Genomic DNA, 15,525 nt, shown 5'->3' with positions numbered 1-15,525 from the left:
ACAGGGAGAACGCCCCTCGCCGTCAGGCGGGGGGCATTCTCCCGGATTAACCGACGAAGGATGAACGAAAAAGATGGGCATCCGTAAACTCAAGCCGACGACCCCGGGTCGCCGCGGCGCCAGTGTCTCGGACTTCGCCGAGATCACGCGCAGCACGCCCGAGAAGTCGCTGCTTGCGCCGCTGCACAGCAAGGGCGGCCGTAACGTCCACGGCCGGGTGACCACCCGTCACCAGGGCGGTGGACACAAGCGCGCCTACCGGATCATCGACTTCCGGCGCCACGACAAGGACGGGATCCCGGCCAAGGTCGCTCACATCGAGTACGACCCGAACCGCACCTCCCGTATCGCGCTGCTGCACTACGCCGACGGGGAGAAGCGTTACATCCTCGCCCCGACCGGCATCAAGCAGGGCGACCTCATCGAGAACGGCCCCACGGCCGACATCAAGCCGGGTAACTGCCTCCCGCTGCGCAACATCCCGACCGGTACCTTCATCCACGCGGTGGAGCTCCGTCCGGGTGGTGGCGCCAAGCTGGGCCGGTCCGCCGGTGCGCAGATCCAGCTGCTCGCCAAGGAGGGCCAGTACGCCACGCTGCGTATGCCCTCCGGCGAAATGCGCCAGGTCGACGTTCGCTGCCGGGCCTCCATCGGCCAGGTCGGCAACGCCGAGCAGGGCAACATCAACTGGGGTAAGGCCGGCCGTATGCGGTGGAAGGGCAAGCGCCCCACCGTCCGCGGTGTCGCGATGAACCCGGTCGACCACCCGCACGGTGGTGGTGAGGGTAAGACCTCCGGTGGCCGTCACCCTGTCAACCCCAAGGGCAAGCCCGAGGGTCGTACCCGTGCGGCGAACAAGGCCAGCGACCGGCTGATTATCCGTCGTCGGACCAAGCGGAAGAAGCGGTAGGAGCAGCCGAAATGCCACGTAGCCTTAAGAAGGGTCCCTTCGTGGACGACCACCTTCAGAAGAAGGTGGACGCTCAGAACGAGAAGGGCACCAAGAACGTCATCAAGACGTGGTCGCGGCGCTCCATGATCGTGCCCGACATGATCGGTCACACGATCGCCGTGCACGACGGCCGCAAGCACGTTCCGGTCTTCGTCACCGAGGCGATGATCGGTCACAAGCTCGGTGAGTTCGCCCCGACGCGGACGTTCCGCAGCCACGTCAAGGAAGACCGCCGCAGCCGGCGGTAAGCGCCTTAGGGAGAGGACGTCGAGCCCGAGACGACCGAACGGCCACGGCCGTGCCGATCGTCGCGGTGGCGCGACGGGCTCGCCCCATACGAAGCAGAAGGTAAGAGGAGTAAGCGATGGAAGCCAGGGCTCAGGTGCGGTTCGCGCGCCACACGCCCATGAAGGCCCGCCGCGTGGTGGACCTCATTCGCGGGCTGCCCGCTTCGGAGGCGCAGGCCGTGCTGCAGTTCGCTCCCCAGGCGGCGAGCGAGACCGTGTACAAGGTGCTGTCCAGCGCCATTGCCAACGCGGAGCACAACTTCAAGCTCGACCGTGACACGCTCTTCGTGAGCCGTGCCTGGGTCGACGAGGGCCCGACGCTGAAGCGGTTCCGTCCCCGCGCTCAGGGTCGTGCCTATCGGATCAACAAGCGGACGAGCCACATCACCGTGATCGTGGAGTCCCGCGAGCCGAAGGGGAGGACCCGCTAGTGGGTCAGAAGGTCAACCCGCACGGGTTCCGCCTCGGCGTCACGACCGACTTCAAGAGCCGGTGGTATGCCGACAAGCTCTACAAGTCGTACGTCGCCGAAGACGTGGCGATCCGCCGCATGCTGAAGAAGGGCATGGAGCGGGCCGGTATTTCCAAGGTCGAGATCGAGCGGACCACCGACCGGGTCCAGGTCGACATCCACACCGCCCGTCCGGGCATCGTCATCGGCCGCCGCGGCGCCGAGGCGGACCGGATCCGCGGCGACCTCGAGAAGCTGACCAAGAAGCAGGTCCAGCTCAACATCCTCGAGGTCAAGAACCCGGAGATCGACGCTCAGCTCGTCGCCCAGGGTGTGGCCGAGCAGCTGTCCAGCCGTGTCTCGTTCCGCCGGGCCATGCGCAAGGCGATGCAGTCGGCGATGAAGAGCGGCGCCAAGGGCATCCGGGTGCAGTGCTCCGGCCGCCTCGGCGGCGCGGAGATGTCCCGCTCGGAGTTCTACCGCGAGGGCCGCGTGCCCCTGCACACGCTCCGCGCCGACATCGACTACGGCCTGTACGAGGCCCGCACCACCTTCGGCCGCATCGGCGTCAAGGTGTGGATCTACAAGGGTGAGGCTCCGACCAGCCGCGCCGAGCGCGAGGCGGCCGCCGCCGGTGCCCGTGCCGGCCAGCGTCGCGAGCGTGACGACCGTCGTGGCGGCGGCGCCGGTGGCGACCGTCCCCGTCGTGGCGCCGGTGGCGCCCGCCGGGGTGCCGGCCGCGGTGACCGCGCCCCCAGGAACGAGGCGGCCTCGCAGGCTGCCCCCGAGACCGGCCCGGCTGCGCAGCCGGGTGCTGAAGGGAGCTGACCATGCTGATCCCGCGCAGGGTCAAGCACCGCAAGCAGCACCGGCCCGACCGCCACGGCGCCGCCAAGGGCGGCACCAGGGTCGTGTTCGGCGAGTTCGGCATTCAGGCGCTTGAGCACTCCTACGTGACCAACCGCCAGATCGAGTCGGCTCGTATCGCGATGACCCGCCACATCAAGCGTGGCGGAAAGGTCTGGATCAACATCTACCCGGACCGTCCGCTCACCAAGAAGCCTGCCGAGACCCGCATGGGTTCCGGTAAGGGTTCGCCGGAGTGGTGGATCGCCAACGTCAAGCCCGGCCGCATCATGTTCGAGCTTTCGGGCGTCGCGGAGCCGGTGGCCCGTGAGGCGCTCCGCCGTGCGATGCACAAGCTCCCGATGAAGTGCCGGTTCGTTAAGCGTGAAGTGGGTGAGGCGTGATGGCTAAGGGCCTGACCGCCGGTGAGCTGCGGGCGGAGGACCAGGACACGCTGGTCACGAAGCTGAAGGAAGCCAAGGAGGAGCTGTTCAACCTCCGCTTCCAGGCCGCGACCGGCCAGTTGGAGAACCACGGGCGGCTGCGCGCCGTCCGCCGCGAGATCGCCCGTATCTACACCGTGATGCGCGAGCGCGAGCTCGGAATCGTGACGGTAGAGAAGGAGTCGATCGATGGCTGAGGCCACAGAGAACACGACCGAGGCGCGGAACTACCGCAAGACCCGTGAGGGTCTGGTCGTCAGCGACAAGATGGACAAGACCGTCGTCGTCGCCGTCGAGGACCGCGTCAAGCACCCCCTGTACGGCAAGGTCATCCGCAGGACGACCAAGTACAAGGCCCACGACGAGGCCAACACGGCCGGTGTCGGCGACCGCGTCCTGCTGATGGAGACCCGGCCGCTGTCCGCCACCAAGCGGTGGCGGGTCGTCGAGATTCTCGAGCGGGCCAAGTAAGCTACACGCCTCGTGGGGGGTGGCGCCGTCACCCCCCACGATGGTGTCCAAGGGGGCGGAGCGATCTTCGTCCCGCCTGCGGCGGCGGTCCGGTACGGACTGTCACCGGAGGAAAAAGACCCAGCAGGTTCCGCAAGGCTCACCCAGCGGGTGAGAACCAGCGAGACAAACAGGAGTTCAAGTGATCCAGCAGGAGTCGCGGCTCAAGGTCGCCGACAACACTGGTGCGAAGGAAGTCCTTTGCATCCGTGTGCTCGGCGGTTCGGGCCGGCGCTACGCGGGAATCGGCGACATCATCGTCGCCACGGTCAAGGACGCCATTCCTGGCGGCACCGTGAAGAAGGGCGACGTGGTCAAGGCCGTCGTCGTCCGCACTGTCAAGGAGCGCCGCCGGCCCGACGGCTCCTACATCCGCTTCGACGAGAACGCCGCCGTCATCATCAAGGACAGCGGCGACCCGCGGGGCACCCGTATTTTCGGCCCGGTCGGACGTGAGCTGCGTGACAAGAAGTTCATGCGCATCATCTCGCTCGCGCCGGAGGTGTTGTAATGCCGAAGCTGCATGTGAAGAAGGGTGACCTCGTTCAGGTCATCGCCGGTAAGGACAAGGGCGTCAAGGGCCGTGTCATCGCCGTCTTCCCGCGCGAGGAGCGCGTGGTGGTCGAAGGCGTCAGGATGGTCACGAAGCACTCCAAGGAGACCCACCAGGGTCCGCGCGGCGCCAAGACCGGTGGCGTGCAGACGATGGAGGCTCCCATCCACGTGAGCAACGTCAAGAAGCTCAAGGATGACGAGAAGTCTGCCAAGGACGAGAAGCCTGCCAAGAAGGAGAAGGTCAAGGCCGGCTCCGACGAGACGGGTGAGGACAACCGATGAGCATCACCGAGACCGAGCGGGCCCTCCCGCGCCTCAAGCAGCGCTACCGCGAAGAGATCATCGCGAAGCTGAACGAGGAGTTCGGGTTCGAGAACATCATGCTGGTGCCCACCATCACCAAGATCAAGGTGAACATGGGCGTCGGCGAGGCCGCGCGCGACTCGAAGCTGATCGAGGGTGCCGTCCGTGACCTCACCGCGATCACCGGTCAGAAGCCGGCCGTCGTCCGCGCCCGCAAGTCCATCGCCCAGTTCAAGCTGCGCGAGGGCATGCCGATCGGTGCGCACGTCACGCTCCGCGGTGACCGCATGTGGGAGTTCCTCGACCGGCTGCTGTCGCTGGCCCTGCCGCGTATCCGTGACTTCCGCGGTCTGTCGCCCAAGCAGTTCGACGGCAACGGCAACTACACCTTCGGTCTCACCGAGCAGGTCATGTTCCACGAGATCGACCAGGACAAGGTCGACCGTCAGCGGGGCATGGACATCACGGTCGTGACCACCGCGAAGACCGACGACCAGGGCCGGGCGCTGCTGAAGCACCTCGGATTCCCCTTCAAGGAGGCCTGATCATGGCGAAGACGTCGCTCAAGGTCAAGGCTGCTCGCAAGGCCAAGTTCGAGGTCCGGGCGTACACTCGGTGCTCGCGCTGTGGCCGTCCCCGCGCCGTCTACCGGAAGTTCGGCCTGTGCCGCATCTGCTTCCGCGAGATGGCGCACCGGGGCGAGCTGCCCGGCATCACCAAGTCGAGCTGGTAGCCGTCCGCGCGGCCCGCGGTGATCGCGGAGCCGCGCGACGCCGGCCCAGCACAGAAGTCTGTATTCACCGGGTGCCGATTCAGGCGCCCATGACCACACCGCAGGTCCCCTGGGGAAACCGCGGTGAGGAAGGCCACCGGCCATGACGATGACCGACCCGATCGCAGACATGCTCACGCGTCTGCGAAACGCGAACTCGGCGTACCACGACAGCGTGGCCATGCCGTACTCGAAGATCAAGGCGCACATCGCCGAGATCCTCCAGCAGGAGGGTTACATCCAGGCCTGGACCGTCGAAGACGCCAAGGTCGGCAAGAACCTCGTGGTGGAGCTCAAGTTCGGGCCGAGCCGTGAGCGGTCGCTCACGGGCCTGCGCCGGGTTTCCAAGCCCGGTCTGCGGGTCTATGCGAAGAAGGACAACCTGCCCCGGGTCCTGGGCGGGCTGGGCGTCGCGATCATTTCGACGTCCGGCGGGCTCATGACGGACAAGCAGGCCAGCAAGCGTGGAGTGGGCGGGGAAGTCCTCGCCTTCGTTTGGTAGAGGGGAGAGAGAACAGCATGTCGAGAATCGGACGGCTGCCCATCCCCGTGCCGAACGGGGTGGACGTCACCATCAACGGCCGGGATGTCACGGTCAAGGGCCCTAAGGGCACGCTTTCGCACACGATCGCTGAGCCGATCGAGATCAGCAAGGGTGACGACGGTTCGCTGACCGTCACCCGCCCCAACGACGAGAACAAGGTCCGCGCGCTGCACGGCCTGTCCCGCACTCTGGTCGCCAACATGGTGACCGGTGTCACCCAGGGTTACTCCAAGACCCTGGAGCTCGTGGGTGTCGGTTACCGCGTCCAGGCCAAGGGCCCGACGCAGCTGGAGTTCGCCCTGGGCTTCAGCCACCCGGTGATCATCGACGCCCCCGAGGGTGTCTCCTTCCGCGTCGAGAAGGAAAAGCTGTTCCACGTGGACGGCATCGACAAGCAGAAGGTCGGCGAGGTCGCCGCGAACATCCGCAAGCTGCGCAAGCCCGACCCGTACAAGGGCAAGGGCGTGCGCTACCAGGGTGAAGTTGTCCGCCGCAAGGTCGGAAAGGCTGGTAAGTAGGCATGGCTGGCAAGACTGCGTTCGGCAAGCACACGGCCGCCCGCGCCGTCTCGCGGGCCCGCCGCCACGGCCGAGTCCGCAAGAAGGTCGTCGGTACGGCCGCGCGTCCGCGCCTGGTCGTCAACCGCTCGACGAGGCACCTGTTCGTTCAGATCGTGGACGACTCCCAGGGCCACACGCTGGTCAGCGCCTCCACGATGGACGCCTCCCTGCGTTCCGCCGAGGGTGCCAAGACCGACAAGGCGAAGCAGGTCGGCGAGCTTCTCGCTCAGCGGGCCAAGGCAGCCGGGATCACCGCCGTCGTCTTCGACCGGGGTGGCAACCGCTACGCGGGCCGCATCGCGGCCCTGGCGGACAGCGCCCGCGAGGGCGGGCTGGAGTTCTGATGACTCCGTCCCGAGGATCGCAACTGATGGCCCGTCCCATGAATGAGAAGAGGAACCACTGATGGCTGGAGCTCCGCGTCGCGGAGGCGCCGCCGGTGGCGAGCGGCGTGACGGTCGTCGTGACGACCGCCGCGGCGGCAACGCTGACAAGGGCGTCTCGTACATCGAGCGCGTTGTAAAGATCAATCGAGTGGCCAAGGTCGTGAAGGGTGGTCGTCGCTTCAGCTTCACCGCCCTCGTCATCGTCGGTGACGGCAACGGCCTGGTCGGCGTCGGCTACGGCAAGGCCAAGGAAGTCCCCGCGGCCATCGCCAAGGGCGTCGAAGAGGCCAAGAAGCACTTCTTCCGGGTGCCCCGCATCCAGGGCACCATCCCGCACATCGTGCAGGGTGAAGAGGCCGCCGGTGTCGTCTTCCTCCGCCCGGCCTCGCCCGGTACCGGTGTCATCGCCGGTGGTCCGGTGCGCGCCGTGCTGGAGTGCGCCGGCATCCACGACGTGCTGTCCAAGTCGCTCGGCTCGGACAACCCGATCAACATCGTGCACGCGACGGTCGCCGCTCTGAAGGGCCTCAGCCGCCCCGAGGAGATCGCGGCCCGGCGTAACCTGCCGATCGAGGACGTCGCGCCGAAGGCGATGCTCAAGGCGCGCGCCGAGGGTCTCGCCGAGGCCGCGGCCGCGAAGGCGGTGAGCTGACAGATGGCACGTCTGAAGATCACCCAGGTCCGCTCGAAGATCGGCGGGAAGCAGAACCAGCGTGACTCGCTGCGCTCGCTCGGTCTGAAGCGAATCGGCGACGTCGTCGTCAAGGAGGACCGCCCGGAGATCCGCGGCATGGTCTCCGTGGTGACGCACCTCGTCACCGTGGAAGAGGTCGACTAGTCATGGCAGAGAACACTCCGCTCCGCATCCACCACCTGCGTCCGGCCCCCGGCGCCAACAAGTCGAAGGTCCGCAAGGGCCGCGGCGAGGCGTCCAAGGGCAAGACCGCGGGTCGCGGTACCAAGGGCACGACGGCGCGCAACACCGTGCCGCTCGGTTTCGAGGGTGGCCAGGTTCCGCTCCAGCGACGCCTGCCCAAGTTCAAGGGGTTCTCCAACGCCCTGTTCAAGACGACCTACCAGGTCGTCAACCTGGACAGGCTCGGTGAGCTGTTCCCGGAGGGCGGCGACGTCACCGTCGACACCCTGATCGCCAAGGGTGCGGTTCGCAAGAACCAGCCCGTCAAGGTTCTGGGAACCGGCGAGATCTCCGTGGCGTTGAACGTGCAGGCGCACGCCTTCTCCGCCAGCGCGAAGGAGAAGATCGCCGCTGCCGGGGGCTCCGTCTCCGAGCTGTAGGCATCACCACGCGGCGCGGGGGCTCGTAATGGGCCCCCGCGCCCTTGGTGCGTTAGAGTTCGCTGGACAGTGGGCCTCGACTCATTTCCGTGGGCTCATTGACTGGACATGGCAAAGATGGATCACCCCCGCACCATCGCCGACCGACCTCGCCTTTCAGGCGCGCAGGAGGGACCGTGCTGACCGCATTTACCCGAGCGTTCCGTACGCCGGACCTGCGTAAGAAGTTGCTCTTCACTCTGGGCATCATCGCGCTGTTCCGGCTTGGGTCTGTTCTTCCGACCCCGGGTGTGCACACCGAGAACATCAGTCGCTGTCTCGCCGATGCCCAGGCGACGGACGCGGGCAATATTTACGGAATGGTGCAGCTGTTCAGCGGCGGCGCTCTTCTGAAACTTTCAGTGTTCGCCCTCGGCATCATGCCGTACATCACGGCGAGCATCATCCTTCAGCTTCTGGTCGTGGTCATCCCGCGCCTGGAGTCCCTCAAGAAGGAGGGACAGTCCGGACAGGCCAAGATCACGCAGTACACCCGTTACCTGACGATCGGTCTGGCCGTCCTGCAGTCGACCGCCTTCATCGCCCTGGCCCGGACCGGGCAGCTGTTCCCGCAGTGCCAGCAGGAGATCCTTCTCGACAAGGACAACGTCTTCGCCATCATCACCATGGTGCTGACGATGACCGCCGGCACCTCCGTCGTCATGTGGCTCGGCGAGCTCGTCACCGACCGCGGGATCGGCAACGGCATGTCCATCCTGATCTTCACCCAGGTCATCGCGGTCTTCCCGGCCGAGCTGATGAACATCGCCCGGCAGAAGGGCGCCTTCGTCTTCGCCGTGGTCATCGCCGTCGGTATCGCGATGATCGCCCTGGTCGTCATGGTCGAGCAGGCGCAGCGCCGGATCCCGGTCCAGTACGCCAAGCGCATGGTCGGCCGCCGGATGTACGGCGGCACCTCCACCTACATCCCCCTGAAGGTGAACCAGGCCGGCATCATCCCGGTCATCTTCGCCTCCTCGCTGCTCTACCTCCCGCAGCTGGTCACGACGCTGTTCAGCGGCGCCCAGGAGCCGCACGCGATCGTCCAGTGGATCCAGCAGAACCTGGTCACGGGTGACACGCCGGTCTACATGGCCACGTTCTTCCTCTTGATCGTCTTCTTCACTTACTTCTACGTGTCCATTACCTTCAACCCCGTTGAAGTCGCCGACAACATGAAGAAGTACGGTGGGTTCATCCCGGGCATCCGCCCGGGTCGCCCGACGGCTGAGTATCTGAACTACGTTCTCACGAGGCTCACCGCTCCCGGCGCGCTGTATCTGGGCCTGATCTCCATGGTGCCGATCGTCGCGCTGGCGCTCGTCGGCGCGAGTCAGAACTTCCCGTTCGGAGGGACGAGCATTCTGATCATGGTTGGTGTCGGTCTTGACACCGTGAAGCAGATCGAGAGCCAGCTGCAGCAGCGCAACTACGAAGGCTTCCTGAAGTAGTGCGTCTTGTCCTGGTCGGGCCCCCCGGAGCGGGTAAGGGGACGCAGGCCCAGTTCATCGCATCGAACCTGTCCATCCCGAAGATCTCGACAGGGGACATCTTCCGCGCCAACGTTTCGGGCGGCACGGAGCTCGGCAAGCTTGCCAAGGAGTACATGGACCGCGGTGACCTCGTGCCCGACGAGGTGACCATCGCGATGGTCCGCGACCGCCTCTCGGAGAGCGACGCGCAGGACGGTTTCCTGCTCGACGGCTTCCCCAGGAACGTGCCCCAGGCCGAGATCCTGAAGAAGATGCTCGCCGAGTTCGGAGTCGCTCTGGACATCGTGCTGGAGCTCGTGGTCGACGACGAGGAGGTCGTTCGCAGGCTCGCCGGCCGCCGCACCTGCGGCCAGTGCGGGCGCATCTGGCACGTCGACTTCGATGATAAGAAGGACGACATCTGCGACGCCTGCGAGGGCCGGCTCTACCAGCGTGACGATGACAAGGAAGAGACCGTCAGGCACCGCCTGGAGGTCTACCAGGAGCAGACCGCGCCTCTGGTGTCCTTCTACGCCGACGAGGGCATCCTGGTGGGCGTCGACGCCACCGGCCCGGTGGAGGAGGTCACCCAGCGCGCGATGGAGGTGCTCAGCCCTTTCGTCGGCTGACGGTGTTCCCCGGCACGCCACCCATGGTCCCATGGGTGGCGTGTTGCCATTTAGGGCAGAATCGGGGGAATTGGGCTGCCGGACTGCCCGTTCAATCACCCCGGGGGTGGACGTGTTCAAGAGAAACAAGCACGGGATCCAGTTGAAGACTCCCGAGCAGCTGGAGAAGATGCGGGCGGCGGGCCTGGTGGTGGGCCGCACGCTGCAACTGCTCAGGGAGAGCGTCCGGCCGGGCCTGACGCCGCTGGACCTCGACGCGATCGCGGAGAAGGCCATCCGGGACGAGGGGGCGATCCCGTCCTTCAAGGGCTACCAGGGTTTTCCCGCGACGATCTGCGCGTCGGTGAACCACGAGGTCGTCCACGGCATCCCGAGTGACCGCCGTCCGCTGCAGGAGGGCGACATCATCTCGATCGACTGCGGCGCGATTCTGGACGGCTGGCACGGAGACTCGGCCATCACGGTCCCGGTGGGGGAGGTGGACCCCAAGTTGACCGAGCTCATGCGGGTCACCGAGGAGGCCATGTGGCGGGGGATCGCGGCGCTCACCGTGGGCCGTCATCTGTCCGATATCGGCCATGAGGTGGAGAAGTACGTCCGTTCCCAGGGGCGTTACGGCATCCCGCAGGAGTACGGCGGGCACGGCATCGGCACCGAGATGCACATGGACCCGTGGGTGGCCAACCACGGCAGGCCGGGCCGGGGCCCGCGCTTCGAGGCGGGCATGTGCTTCGCGGTGGAGCCGATGGTCAACCTCGGCACGGACCGGACCAAGGTGCTGGCCGACGACTGGACCGTCGTGACCGTCGACGGCAGGCCTTCCGCGCACTTCGAGCACAGCGTCGCCGTGACGGATAATGGGCCGTGGGTACTGACCGCGCTTGACGGGGGCGAAGAGCGGCTTGCCGAACTGTCGGGACAGGCGGGCTAGGAGCCCACGGGCGAGCGGATGTGATCGACATGGCGGTTGAGCCGGGCATGCGGGCCTCTGACGACGACCGTGACAGGGTCGCCTCCGTGCTGCGCGAACACTACGCGCAGGGGCGCCTCGACAGTGAGGAGTTCGGCGAGCGCCTGGAGCGGCTCTACGCCAGCAAGACCTACGGTGAACTCGCCACGCTCACGTCCGATCTGCCCGACGTCGACCTGAGCCGGCTTCCCGCCGCCGCCCCTGCCCCGTCCAAGGACGTGGCGCCCAAGGAGGATCAGCGGGGCCTGACGGCCGCGTGGGGCGCCTGGGCCATGGCCAGCAGCGTCAACTGGGGCATCTGGTTCATCATCGGAGCCACCGACGGGTTCGACTTCCCCTACCCCTGGCCGCTGTGGGTCATGGGCCCCTGGGGCATCATCCTGCTGATCAGCACCATCGTCGGGGGCCAGGGCAAGGGCCGGAACCAGCGGTAGTGCGCTTCGCGCCTCGCGCGCGTTCCCGTTCCGCCGGGGCGTCCGTCCTATTGGGAATCTGCGGTATCCTGAGTAGCGGTTGTGTCAAGGTGCCGGCCGTGAGTTTCGCATTTCTCCGCCCGGTGCCGTACACTCCTTCTTCGGTTCACTATGACCATTGCGCATCGGCGGTCTCGCAACCGCCGCTCTCATCGAAGCGCTTGGGTCGCGGCTGCTTAGTGTTCCGAAGCCTCAGACGACCGATCAGTGAAACGCGAGGGACATGGCCAAGAAAGACGGCGCCATCGAGATTGAGGGCACTGTGGTTGAGTCGCTCCCGAACGCGATGTTCCGGGTGCAGCTCGACAACGGCCATAAGGTCCTGGCCCACATCAGCGGGCGGATGCGGATGCACTACATCCGAATTCTCCCTGACGACAGGGTTGTCGTCGAACTGAGCCCCTACGACCTTGGTCGTGGGCGGATCGTCTACCGGTACAAGTAAGCGTCTGAGGGGCGAGCAAGGACTATGAAGGTCAAGCCGAGCGTCAAGAAGATCTGTGACAAGTGCAAGGTGATCCGCCGGCACGGTCGAGTCATGGTGATCTGCGACAACCTGCGCCACAAGCAGCGTCAGGGCTAGTCGTAGCAGCAGTCCCGCAAGAGTCCGCTCGAAAGAGGCGGACTCGACCCATGTAGGGACCACAAAGTAATCACGCTCCACACCCGCGCAGGCGGCATCAGCCGTACCACGCGGGAGACCCCCGGTCGGAGGCCGGGGCCCTCGCCCCGGGCATGGGGAGGGGAAGTGGGGTGTAGGACCTCCGCCACAACGAAGGAGAATGCCCGACCATGGCTCGCCTGGTTGGCGTCGACCTCCCCCGCGACAAGCGGCTGGAGATCGCTCTCACCTACATCTACGGAATCGGTCGCACCCGCGCGCTCGAAACCCTCAAGGCCACCGGCGTGAGCGGCGACCTCCGGGTCCACCAGCTCACCGACGAAGAGCTCGTCCCGCTGCGTGACTACATCGAGGCCAACTTCAAGATCGAGGGTGACCTCCGCCGCGAGGTTCAGGCCGACATCCGTCGCAAGATCGAGATTCAGTGCTACCAGGGCATCCGGCACCGCCGTGGCCTTCCCGTGCACGGTCAGCGTACGCAGACCAACGCGCGCACCCGTAAGGGCAAGAAGAAGACCGTGGCCGGCAAGAAGAAGCCCGGTAAGAAGTAGTCCGCGCAGCCGCAGGACCGAAGACCTCAGGAGTGAAGGCAAACAATGCCTCCTAAGAGCCGCCAGGGTGCCCCGAAGAAGGTGCGCCGCAAGGAAAAGAAGAACGTCGCTCACGGCCACGCGCACATCAAGAGCACGTTCAACAACACGATCGTCTCGATCACCGACCCGAACGGGAACGTGATCTCCTGGGCCAGCGCCGGCCACGTCGGGTTCAAGGGCTCCCGTAAGTCCACCCCGTTCGCCGCGCAGATGGCCGCCGAGAACGCCGCCCGCCGCGCCATGGAGCACGGCATGCGCAAGGTCGACGTCTTCGTCAAGGGCCCCGGCTCCGGCCGTGAGACCGCGATCCGCTCGCTGCAGGCGACGGGTCTTGAGGTCGGGTCCATCCAGGACGTGACCCCCGTGCCGCACAACGGCTGCCGTCCGCCCAAGCGCCGTCGCGTCTGACGCCAGGAGATAGAGAGAAAATGGCTCGTTACACGGGTGCGGACTGCAAGCTCTGCCGACGGGAGAAGACGAAGCTCTTCCTCAAGGGCAAGAAGTGCGAGTCCGCGAAGTGCCCCATCGAGATCCGTCCTTACCCCCCGGGTGAGCACGGCCGCGGTCGTCCGAAGGAGTCGGAGTACCAGCTCCAGCTCCGGGAGAAGCAGAAGACCCGCCGCATCTACGGCGTCCTCGAGAAGCAGTTCCACAACTACTACGAGGAAGCCAACCGCAAGAGCGGTAAGACCGGTGAGAACCTCCTCCAGATCCTGGAGAGCCGGCTCGACAACGTGATCTACCGCGCCGGTTTCGCCGAGTCCCGCGACGCCGCCCGCCAGCAGGTCCGTCACGGCCACATCCTGGTGAACGGCAAGAAGGTCGACATCCCGTCGTACCGCGTGCGTGAGCACGACATCGTCGAGGTCCGCGAGAAGTCGCGCAACCTCCTGCCGTACGAGGTGGCCCGCGCCACCGCCGGCGACAAGACGTACCCGGCGTGGCTGGGCGTCGTCGCCGACTCGATGCGCATCCTGGTTCACCAGCTCCCGGTCCGTCAGCAGATCGACACCCAGGTCCAGGAGCAGCTGATCGTCGAGCTCTACTCCAAGTAGCGGCTCTTGAAGGTGCCGTGTGGCAGACCGCCACACGGCACCTATGCTTGTTGTGCCAAGCGGCGTCATATAGCGGGCGCCGCCATGCGTTGGGAGAACGCACATGCTGATCGCTCAGCGGCCGTCCCTCCTCGAGGAGAGCCTCGGGGAGACCCGGTCCAAGTTCATCATCGAGCCGCTGGAGCCGGGCTTCGGCTACACCATCGGCAACTCGCTGCGCCGCACGCTGCTGTCGTCCATCCCGGGCGCGGCCGTGACCAGCATCCGCATCGAGGGTGTCCTGCACGAGTTCACCACCGTTCCGGGTGTCAAGGAAGACGTCACCGACATCATCCTGAACCTCAAGGAGCTGGTGGTCTCCTCCGAGCACGACGAGCCCGTGGTGATGTACCTGCGCAAGCAGGGCCCCGGTGACGTCACAGCCGCCGACATCGCGCCTCCGGCCGGTGTCGAGGTGCACAACCCCGAGCTGCGCATCGCCACGCTGAACGGCAAGGCGAAGCTGGAGATGGAGCTGACCGTCGAGCGCGGTCGCGGTTACGTCTCGGCCGCGCAGAACAAGCAGCCGGGTCAGGAGATCGGCCGTATCCCGATCGACTCCATCTACTCCCCGGTGCTCAAGGTCACCTACAAGGTCGAGGCGACCCGTGTCGAGCAGCGCACCGACTTCGACCGTCTGATCGTGGACGTCGAGACCAAGCCGGGCATGAAGCCGCGTGACGCGGTGGCCTCGGCCGGTAAGACCCTCGTCGAGCTGTTCGGCCTCGCCCGTGAGCTGAACCTGGAGGCCGAGGGCATCGAGGTCGGCCCGACGCAGGGTGACCTCGCGCTGGCCGCCGACCTGGCGCTGCCGATCGAGGAGCTGAACCTGACGGTCCGCTCCTACAACTGCCTCAAGCGTGAGGGCATCCACACCGTGGGCGAGCTCGTGGCCCGCAGTGAGCAGGACCTGCTCGACATCCGGAACTTCGGTGCCAAGTCCATCGAAGAGGTCAAGCAGAAGCTGCACGAGATGCAGCTGGCGCTCAAGGACTCCCCGCCCGGGTTCGACCCGAGCGCGGTGGCCGGTGGCGGCTACGACGACGACGACTCGGCATACGCCGAGACCGAGCAGTACTGAGTTTTGCCATAACGGGGGCCGCGCGGCCCCCGGCCCGACCCCGGTACCTCATACGGCCGGGGCGGGTTGACTCTCAAGGAGAACGTAATGCCCAGGCCCACCAAGGGCGCCCGCCTCGGCGGCAGCCCGGCCCATGAGCGGCTGATCCTCGCGAACCTCGCCACCCAGCTGTTCCAGCACGGCCGGATCACGACCACCGAGGCCAAGGCGAAGCGGCTGCGCCCGCTGGCGGAGAGGCTGATCACCAAGGCGAAGAAGGGCGACATCCACAACCGTCGCCAGGTGCTGACGGTCGTCAAGGACAAGGGTGTCGTCCACCACCTGTTCGAGTCGATCGCCCCGACCTTCGCCGAGCGTCCCGGTGGCTACACCCGGATCACCAAGGTCGGTCTCCGCAAGGGCGACGCCGCCCCCATGGCGGTGATCGAGCTGGTCTCCGAGCCGCTGAACCCGGTCAGCGTCAGCCGGACCCAGCCCGCGGCCCAGGCCGAGGAGCCCAAGGCCAAGCCGGCTGAGGCCGAGGAGGCCAAGGCTGAGAGCGCCGAGGCCGAGAGCGCCGAGGAGCCGAAGGCCGCCGAGGCTCCCGCCGAGGAGTCCGAGGCCAAGAAGGACAACGCCTGATCCCTCAGGCTCAGTGAACGGGCCCG

General features: G+C 66.4%; 28 protein-coding genes. All 28 read left to right on the top strand.

Features of this window, described 5'->3' with window-relative positions; all coding sequences use genetic code 11:
* Nucleotides 1-73 precede the first annotated feature (73 nt).
* The 28 genes from rplB to rplQ all read left to right on the top strand — a co-directional run bounded on the left by rplB (nucleotide 74) and on the right by rplQ (nucleotide 15,499).
* The gene (gene rplB, locus F4562_RS13225; protein WP_184538239.1) at nucleotides 74-910 is read left to right on the top strand and encodes a 50S ribosomal protein L2; all 837 of its coding nucleotides are present in this window, start codon (nucleotides 74-76) and stop codon (nucleotides 908-910) included.
* Nucleotides 911-921: 11 nt separating this feature from the next.
* The gene (gene rpsS / locus F4562_RS13220; RefSeq protein ID WP_068896536.1) at nucleotides 922-1,200 is read left to right on the top strand and encodes a 30S ribosomal protein S19; all 279 of its coding nucleotides are present in this window, start codon (nucleotides 922-924) and stop codon (nucleotides 1,198-1,200) included.
* Nucleotides 1,201-1,316: 116 nt separating this feature from the next.
* Nucleotides 1,317-1,670, top strand: coding sequence for a 50S ribosomal protein L22 (gene rplV, locus F4562_RS13215; protein ID WP_179819691.1), 354 nt, complete (start codon nucleotides 1,317-1,319; stop codon nucleotides 1,668-1,670).
* Nucleotides 1,670-2,518, top strand: coding sequence for a 30S ribosomal protein S3 (gene rpsC, locus F4562_RS13210; protein ID WP_184538240.1), 849 nt, complete (start codon nucleotides 1,670-1,672; stop codon nucleotides 2,516-2,518). Before rplV ends, rpsC begins: the two co-directional genes overlap by 1 nt.
* A 2-nt stretch (nucleotides 2,519-2,520) precedes the next feature.
* Entirely contained in the window at nucleotides 2,521-2,940 is a 420-nt protein-coding gene (gene rplP, locus F4562_RS13205) for a 50S ribosomal protein L16 (protein ID WP_184538242.1), read from the top strand.
* On the top strand, nucleotides 2,940-3,176 hold the full coding sequence (gene rpmC / locus F4562_RS13200) for a 50S ribosomal protein L29 (RefSeq protein WP_184538244.1): 237 nt from the start codon (nucleotides 2,940-2,942) through the stop codon (nucleotides 3,174-3,176). The genes rplP and rpmC overlap by 1 nt, the downstream gene beginning before the upstream one ends.
* The gene (gene rpsQ, locus F4562_RS13195) at nucleotides 3,169-3,450 is read left to right on the top strand and encodes a 30S ribosomal protein S17 (protein WP_184538246.1); all 282 of its coding nucleotides are present in this window, start codon (nucleotides 3,169-3,171) and stop codon (nucleotides 3,448-3,450) included. Before rpmC ends, rpsQ begins: the two co-directional genes overlap by 8 nt.
* Nucleotides 3,451-3,631: 181 nt before the next feature.
* A complete protein-coding gene (gene rplN, locus F4562_RS13190; RefSeq protein WP_068896541.1) occupies nucleotides 3,632-4,000 on the top strand; it encodes a 50S ribosomal protein L14 in 369 nt (122 codons plus the stop codon).
* A complete protein-coding gene (rplX, locus tag F4562_RS13185) occupies nucleotides 4,000-4,326 on the top strand; it encodes a 50S ribosomal protein L24 (RefSeq protein WP_221206119.1) in 327 nt (108 codons plus the stop codon). Before rplN ends, rplX begins: the two co-directional genes overlap by 1 nt.
* Entirely contained in the window at nucleotides 4,323-4,892 is a 570-nt protein-coding gene (rplE, locus tag F4562_RS13180; RefSeq protein ID WP_184538248.1) for a 50S ribosomal protein L5, read from the top strand. The genes rplX and rplE overlap by 4 nt, the downstream gene beginning before the upstream one ends.
* Nucleotides 4,893-4,894: 2 nt before the next feature.
* Entirely contained in the window at nucleotides 4,895-5,080 is a 186-nt protein-coding gene (locus F4562_RS13175; protein WP_012887844.1) for a type Z 30S ribosomal protein S14, read from the top strand.
* A gap of 142 nt (nucleotides 5,081-5,222) precedes the next feature.
* A complete protein-coding gene (rpsH, locus tag F4562_RS13170; RefSeq protein WP_184538250.1) occupies nucleotides 5,223-5,621 on the top strand; it encodes a 30S ribosomal protein S8 in 399 nt (132 codons plus the stop codon).
* Between the two features lie 17 nt (nucleotides 5,622-5,638).
* Nucleotides 5,639-6,181, top strand: a complete 543-nt coding sequence (gene rplF / locus F4562_RS13165; RefSeq protein ID WP_184538252.1) for a 50S ribosomal protein L6 — start codon at nucleotides 5,639-5,641, stop codon at nucleotides 6,179-6,181.
* 2 nt (nucleotides 6,182-6,183) lie between these two features.
* Nucleotides 6,184-6,567: a 50S ribosomal protein L18 gene (rplR, locus tag F4562_RS13160; protein ID WP_184538254.1), complete on the top strand. Its 384-nt coding sequence runs from the start codon at nucleotides 6,184-6,186 to the stop codon at nucleotides 6,565-6,567.
* A gap of 61 nt (nucleotides 6,568-6,628) precedes the next feature.
* Complete coding sequence (gene rpsE, locus F4562_RS13155) at nucleotides 6,629-7,261, top strand: 30S ribosomal protein S5 (RefSeq protein WP_184538256.1); 633 nt, start codon at nucleotides 6,629-6,631, stop codon at nucleotides 7,259-7,261.
* 3 nt (nucleotides 7,262-7,264) lie between these two features.
* Nucleotides 7,265-7,447 (top strand): 50S ribosomal protein L30, encoded by a 183-nt coding sequence (gene rpmD, locus F4562_RS13150; RefSeq protein ID WP_068896549.1) that lies wholly within the window; start codon nucleotides 7,265-7,267, stop codon nucleotides 7,445-7,447.
* A 2-nt stretch (nucleotides 7,448-7,449) separates the two neighbouring features.
* Nucleotides 7,450-7,905 (top strand): 50S ribosomal protein L15, encoded by a 456-nt coding sequence (gene rplO, locus F4562_RS13145; RefSeq protein WP_184538258.1) that lies wholly within the window; start codon nucleotides 7,450-7,452, stop codon nucleotides 7,903-7,905.
* 176 nt (nucleotides 7,906-8,081) lie between these two features.
* Entirely contained in the window at nucleotides 8,082-9,395 is a 1,314-nt protein-coding gene (gene secY, locus F4562_RS13140) for a preprotein translocase subunit SecY (protein ID WP_184538260.1), read from the top strand.
* Nucleotides 9,395-10,045: an adenylate kinase gene (locus tag F4562_RS13135; protein ID WP_184538262.1), complete on the top strand. Its 651-nt coding sequence runs from the start codon at nucleotides 9,395-9,397 to the stop codon at nucleotides 10,043-10,045. Before secY ends, F4562_RS13135 begins: the two co-directional genes overlap by 1 nt.
* Nucleotides 10,046-10,157: 112 nt before the next feature.
* Nucleotides 10,158-10,976: a type I methionyl aminopeptidase gene (map, locus tag F4562_RS13130; RefSeq protein WP_184538264.1), complete on the top strand. Its 819-nt coding sequence runs from the start codon at nucleotides 10,158-10,160 to the stop codon at nucleotides 10,974-10,976.
* Between the two features lie 29 nt (nucleotides 10,977-11,005).
* On the top strand, nucleotides 11,006-11,449 hold the full coding sequence (locus F4562_RS13125) for a DUF1707 SHOCT-like domain-containing protein (protein WP_184538266.1): 444 nt from the start codon (nucleotides 11,006-11,008) through the stop codon (nucleotides 11,447-11,449).
* Nucleotides 11,450-11,711: 262 nt separating this feature from the next.
* Nucleotides 11,712-11,933 carry a translation initiation factor IF-1 gene (gene infA, locus F4562_RS13120; RefSeq protein WP_184538268.1) on the top strand — a complete coding sequence of 74 codons (222 nt, stop codon included), beginning with the start codon at nucleotides 11,712-11,714 and terminating at the stop codon, nucleotides 11,931-11,933.
* 24 nt (nucleotides 11,934-11,957) lie between these two features.
* Nucleotides 11,958-12,071: a 50S ribosomal protein L36 gene (gene rpmJ, locus F4562_RS13115; RefSeq protein WP_003956441.1), complete on the top strand. Its 114-nt coding sequence runs from the start codon at nucleotides 11,958-11,960 to the stop codon at nucleotides 12,069-12,071.
* A gap of 209 nt (nucleotides 12,072-12,280) precedes the next feature.
* Nucleotides 12,281-12,661, top strand: coding sequence for a 30S ribosomal protein S13 (rpsM, locus tag F4562_RS13110; protein WP_184538269.1), 381 nt, complete (start codon nucleotides 12,281-12,283; stop codon nucleotides 12,659-12,661).
* Nucleotides 12,662-12,706: 45 nt separating this feature from the next.
* On the top strand, nucleotides 12,707-13,111 hold the full coding sequence (gene rpsK / locus F4562_RS13105) for a 30S ribosomal protein S11 (RefSeq protein WP_020542285.1): 405 nt from the start codon (nucleotides 12,707-12,709) through the stop codon (nucleotides 13,109-13,111).
* 20 nt (nucleotides 13,112-13,131) lie between these two features.
* A complete protein-coding gene (gene rpsD, locus F4562_RS13100; RefSeq protein ID WP_184538271.1) occupies nucleotides 13,132-13,758 on the top strand; it encodes a 30S ribosomal protein S4 in 627 nt (208 codons plus the stop codon).
* A 103-nt stretch (nucleotides 13,759-13,861) separates the two neighbouring features.
* Nucleotides 13,862-14,878, top strand: a complete 1,017-nt coding sequence (locus F4562_RS13095) for a DNA-directed RNA polymerase subunit alpha (RefSeq protein ID WP_184538273.1) — start codon at nucleotides 13,862-13,864, stop codon at nucleotides 14,876-14,878.
* Between the two features lie 87 nt (nucleotides 14,879-14,965).
* Nucleotides 14,966-15,499, top strand: a complete 534-nt coding sequence (gene rplQ / locus F4562_RS13090; RefSeq protein ID WP_184538275.1) for a 50S ribosomal protein L17 — start codon at nucleotides 14,966-14,968, stop codon at nucleotides 15,497-15,499.
* Nucleotides 15,500-15,525 lie beyond the last annotated feature (26 nt).

Source organism: Streptosporangium becharense (genome assembly GCF_014204985.1).
GTDB classification, from domain to species: Bacteria; Actinomycetota; Actinomycetes; order Streptosporangiales; family Streptosporangiaceae; genus Streptosporangium; species Streptosporangium becharense.
The sequence above is the reverse complement of the archived record's forward strand: the minus strand, read 5'-3'. Positions and strand labels throughout refer to the sequence as shown.

Bases quoted from the DNA above. Each gene is read 5' to 3' on its own strand.
- infA (WP_184538268.1), top strand. From the start codon at position 11,712: ATGGCCAAGAAAGACGGCGCCATCGAGATTGAGGGCACTGTGGTTGAG.
- rplE (WP_184538248.1), top strand. From the start codon at position 4,323: ATGAGCATCACCGAGACCGAGCGGGCCCTCCCGCGCCTCAAGCAGCGC.
- rpsH (WP_184538250.1), top strand. From the start codon at position 5,223: ATGACGATGACCGACCCGATCGCAGACATGCTCACGCGTCTGCGAAAC.
- rplR (WP_184538254.1), top strand. From the start codon at position 6,184: ATGGCTGGCAAGACTGCGTTCGGCAAGCACACGGCCGCCCGCGCCGTC.
- rplP (WP_184538242.1), top strand. From the start codon at position 2,521: ATGCTGATCCCGCGCAGGGTCAAGCACCGCAAGCAGCACCGGCCCGAC.
- rpsE (WP_184538256.1), top strand. From the start codon at position 6,629: ATGGCTGGAGCTCCGCGTCGCGGAGGCGCCGCCGGTGGCGAGCGGCGT.
- rplV (WP_179819691.1), top strand. From the start codon at position 1,317: ATGGAAGCCAGGGCTCAGGTGCGGTTCGCGCGCCACACGCCCATGAAG.
- rpmD (WP_068896549.1), top strand. From the start codon at position 7,265: ATGGCACGTCTGAAGATCACCCAGGTCCGCTCGAAGATCGGCGGGAAG.
- rpsS (WP_068896536.1), top strand. From the start codon at position 922: ATGCCACGTAGCCTTAAGAAGGGTCCCTTCGTGGACGACCACCTTCAG.
- F4562_RS13095 (WP_184538273.1), top strand. From the start codon at position 13,862: ATGCTGATCGCTCAGCGGCCGTCCCTCCTCGAGGAGAGCCTCGGGGAG.
- rpsD (WP_184538271.1), top strand. From the start codon at position 13,132: ATGGCTCGTTACACGGGTGCGGACTGCAAGCTCTGCCGACGGGAGAAG.
- rpsM (WP_184538269.1), top strand. From the start codon at position 12,281: ATGGCTCGCCTGGTTGGCGTCGACCTCCCCCGCGACAAGCGGCTGGAG.
- rpsQ (WP_184538246.1), top strand. From the start codon at position 3,169: ATGGCTGAGGCCACAGAGAACACGACCGAGGCGCGGAACTACCGCAAG.
- rpmC (WP_184538244.1), top strand. From the start codon at position 2,940: ATGGCTAAGGGCCTGACCGCCGGTGAGCTGCGGGCGGAGGACCAGGAC.
- rpmJ (WP_003956441.1), top strand. From the start codon at position 11,958: ATGAAGGTCAAGCCGAGCGTCAAGAAGATCTGTGACAAGTGCAAGGTG.
- F4562_RS13125 (WP_184538266.1), top strand. From the start codon at position 11,006: ATGGCGGTTGAGCCGGGCATGCGGGCCTCTGACGACGACCGTGACAGG.
- F4562_RS13175 (WP_012887844.1), top strand. From the start codon at position 4,895: ATGGCGAAGACGTCGCTCAAGGTCAAGGCTGCTCGCAAGGCCAAGTTC.
- rplX (WP_221206119.1), top strand. From the start codon at position 4,000: ATGCCGAAGCTGCATGTGAAGAAGGGTGACCTCGTTCAGGTCATCGCC.
- rplO (WP_184538258.1), top strand. From the start codon at position 7,450: ATGGCAGAGAACACTCCGCTCCGCATCCACCACCTGCGTCCGGCCCCC.
- rplB (WP_184538239.1), top strand. From the start codon at position 74: ATGGGCATCCGTAAACTCAAGCCGACGACCCCGGGTCGCCGCGGCGCC.
- rplQ (WP_184538275.1), top strand. From the start codon at position 14,966: ATGCCCAGGCCCACCAAGGGCGCCCGCCTCGGCGGCAGCCCGGCCCAT.
- rpsK (WP_020542285.1), top strand. From the start codon at position 12,707: ATGCCTCCTAAGAGCCGCCAGGGTGCCCCGAAGAAGGTGCGCCGCAAG.
- rplF (WP_184538252.1), top strand. From the start codon at position 5,639: ATGTCGAGAATCGGACGGCTGCCCATCCCCGTGCCGAACGGGGTGGAC.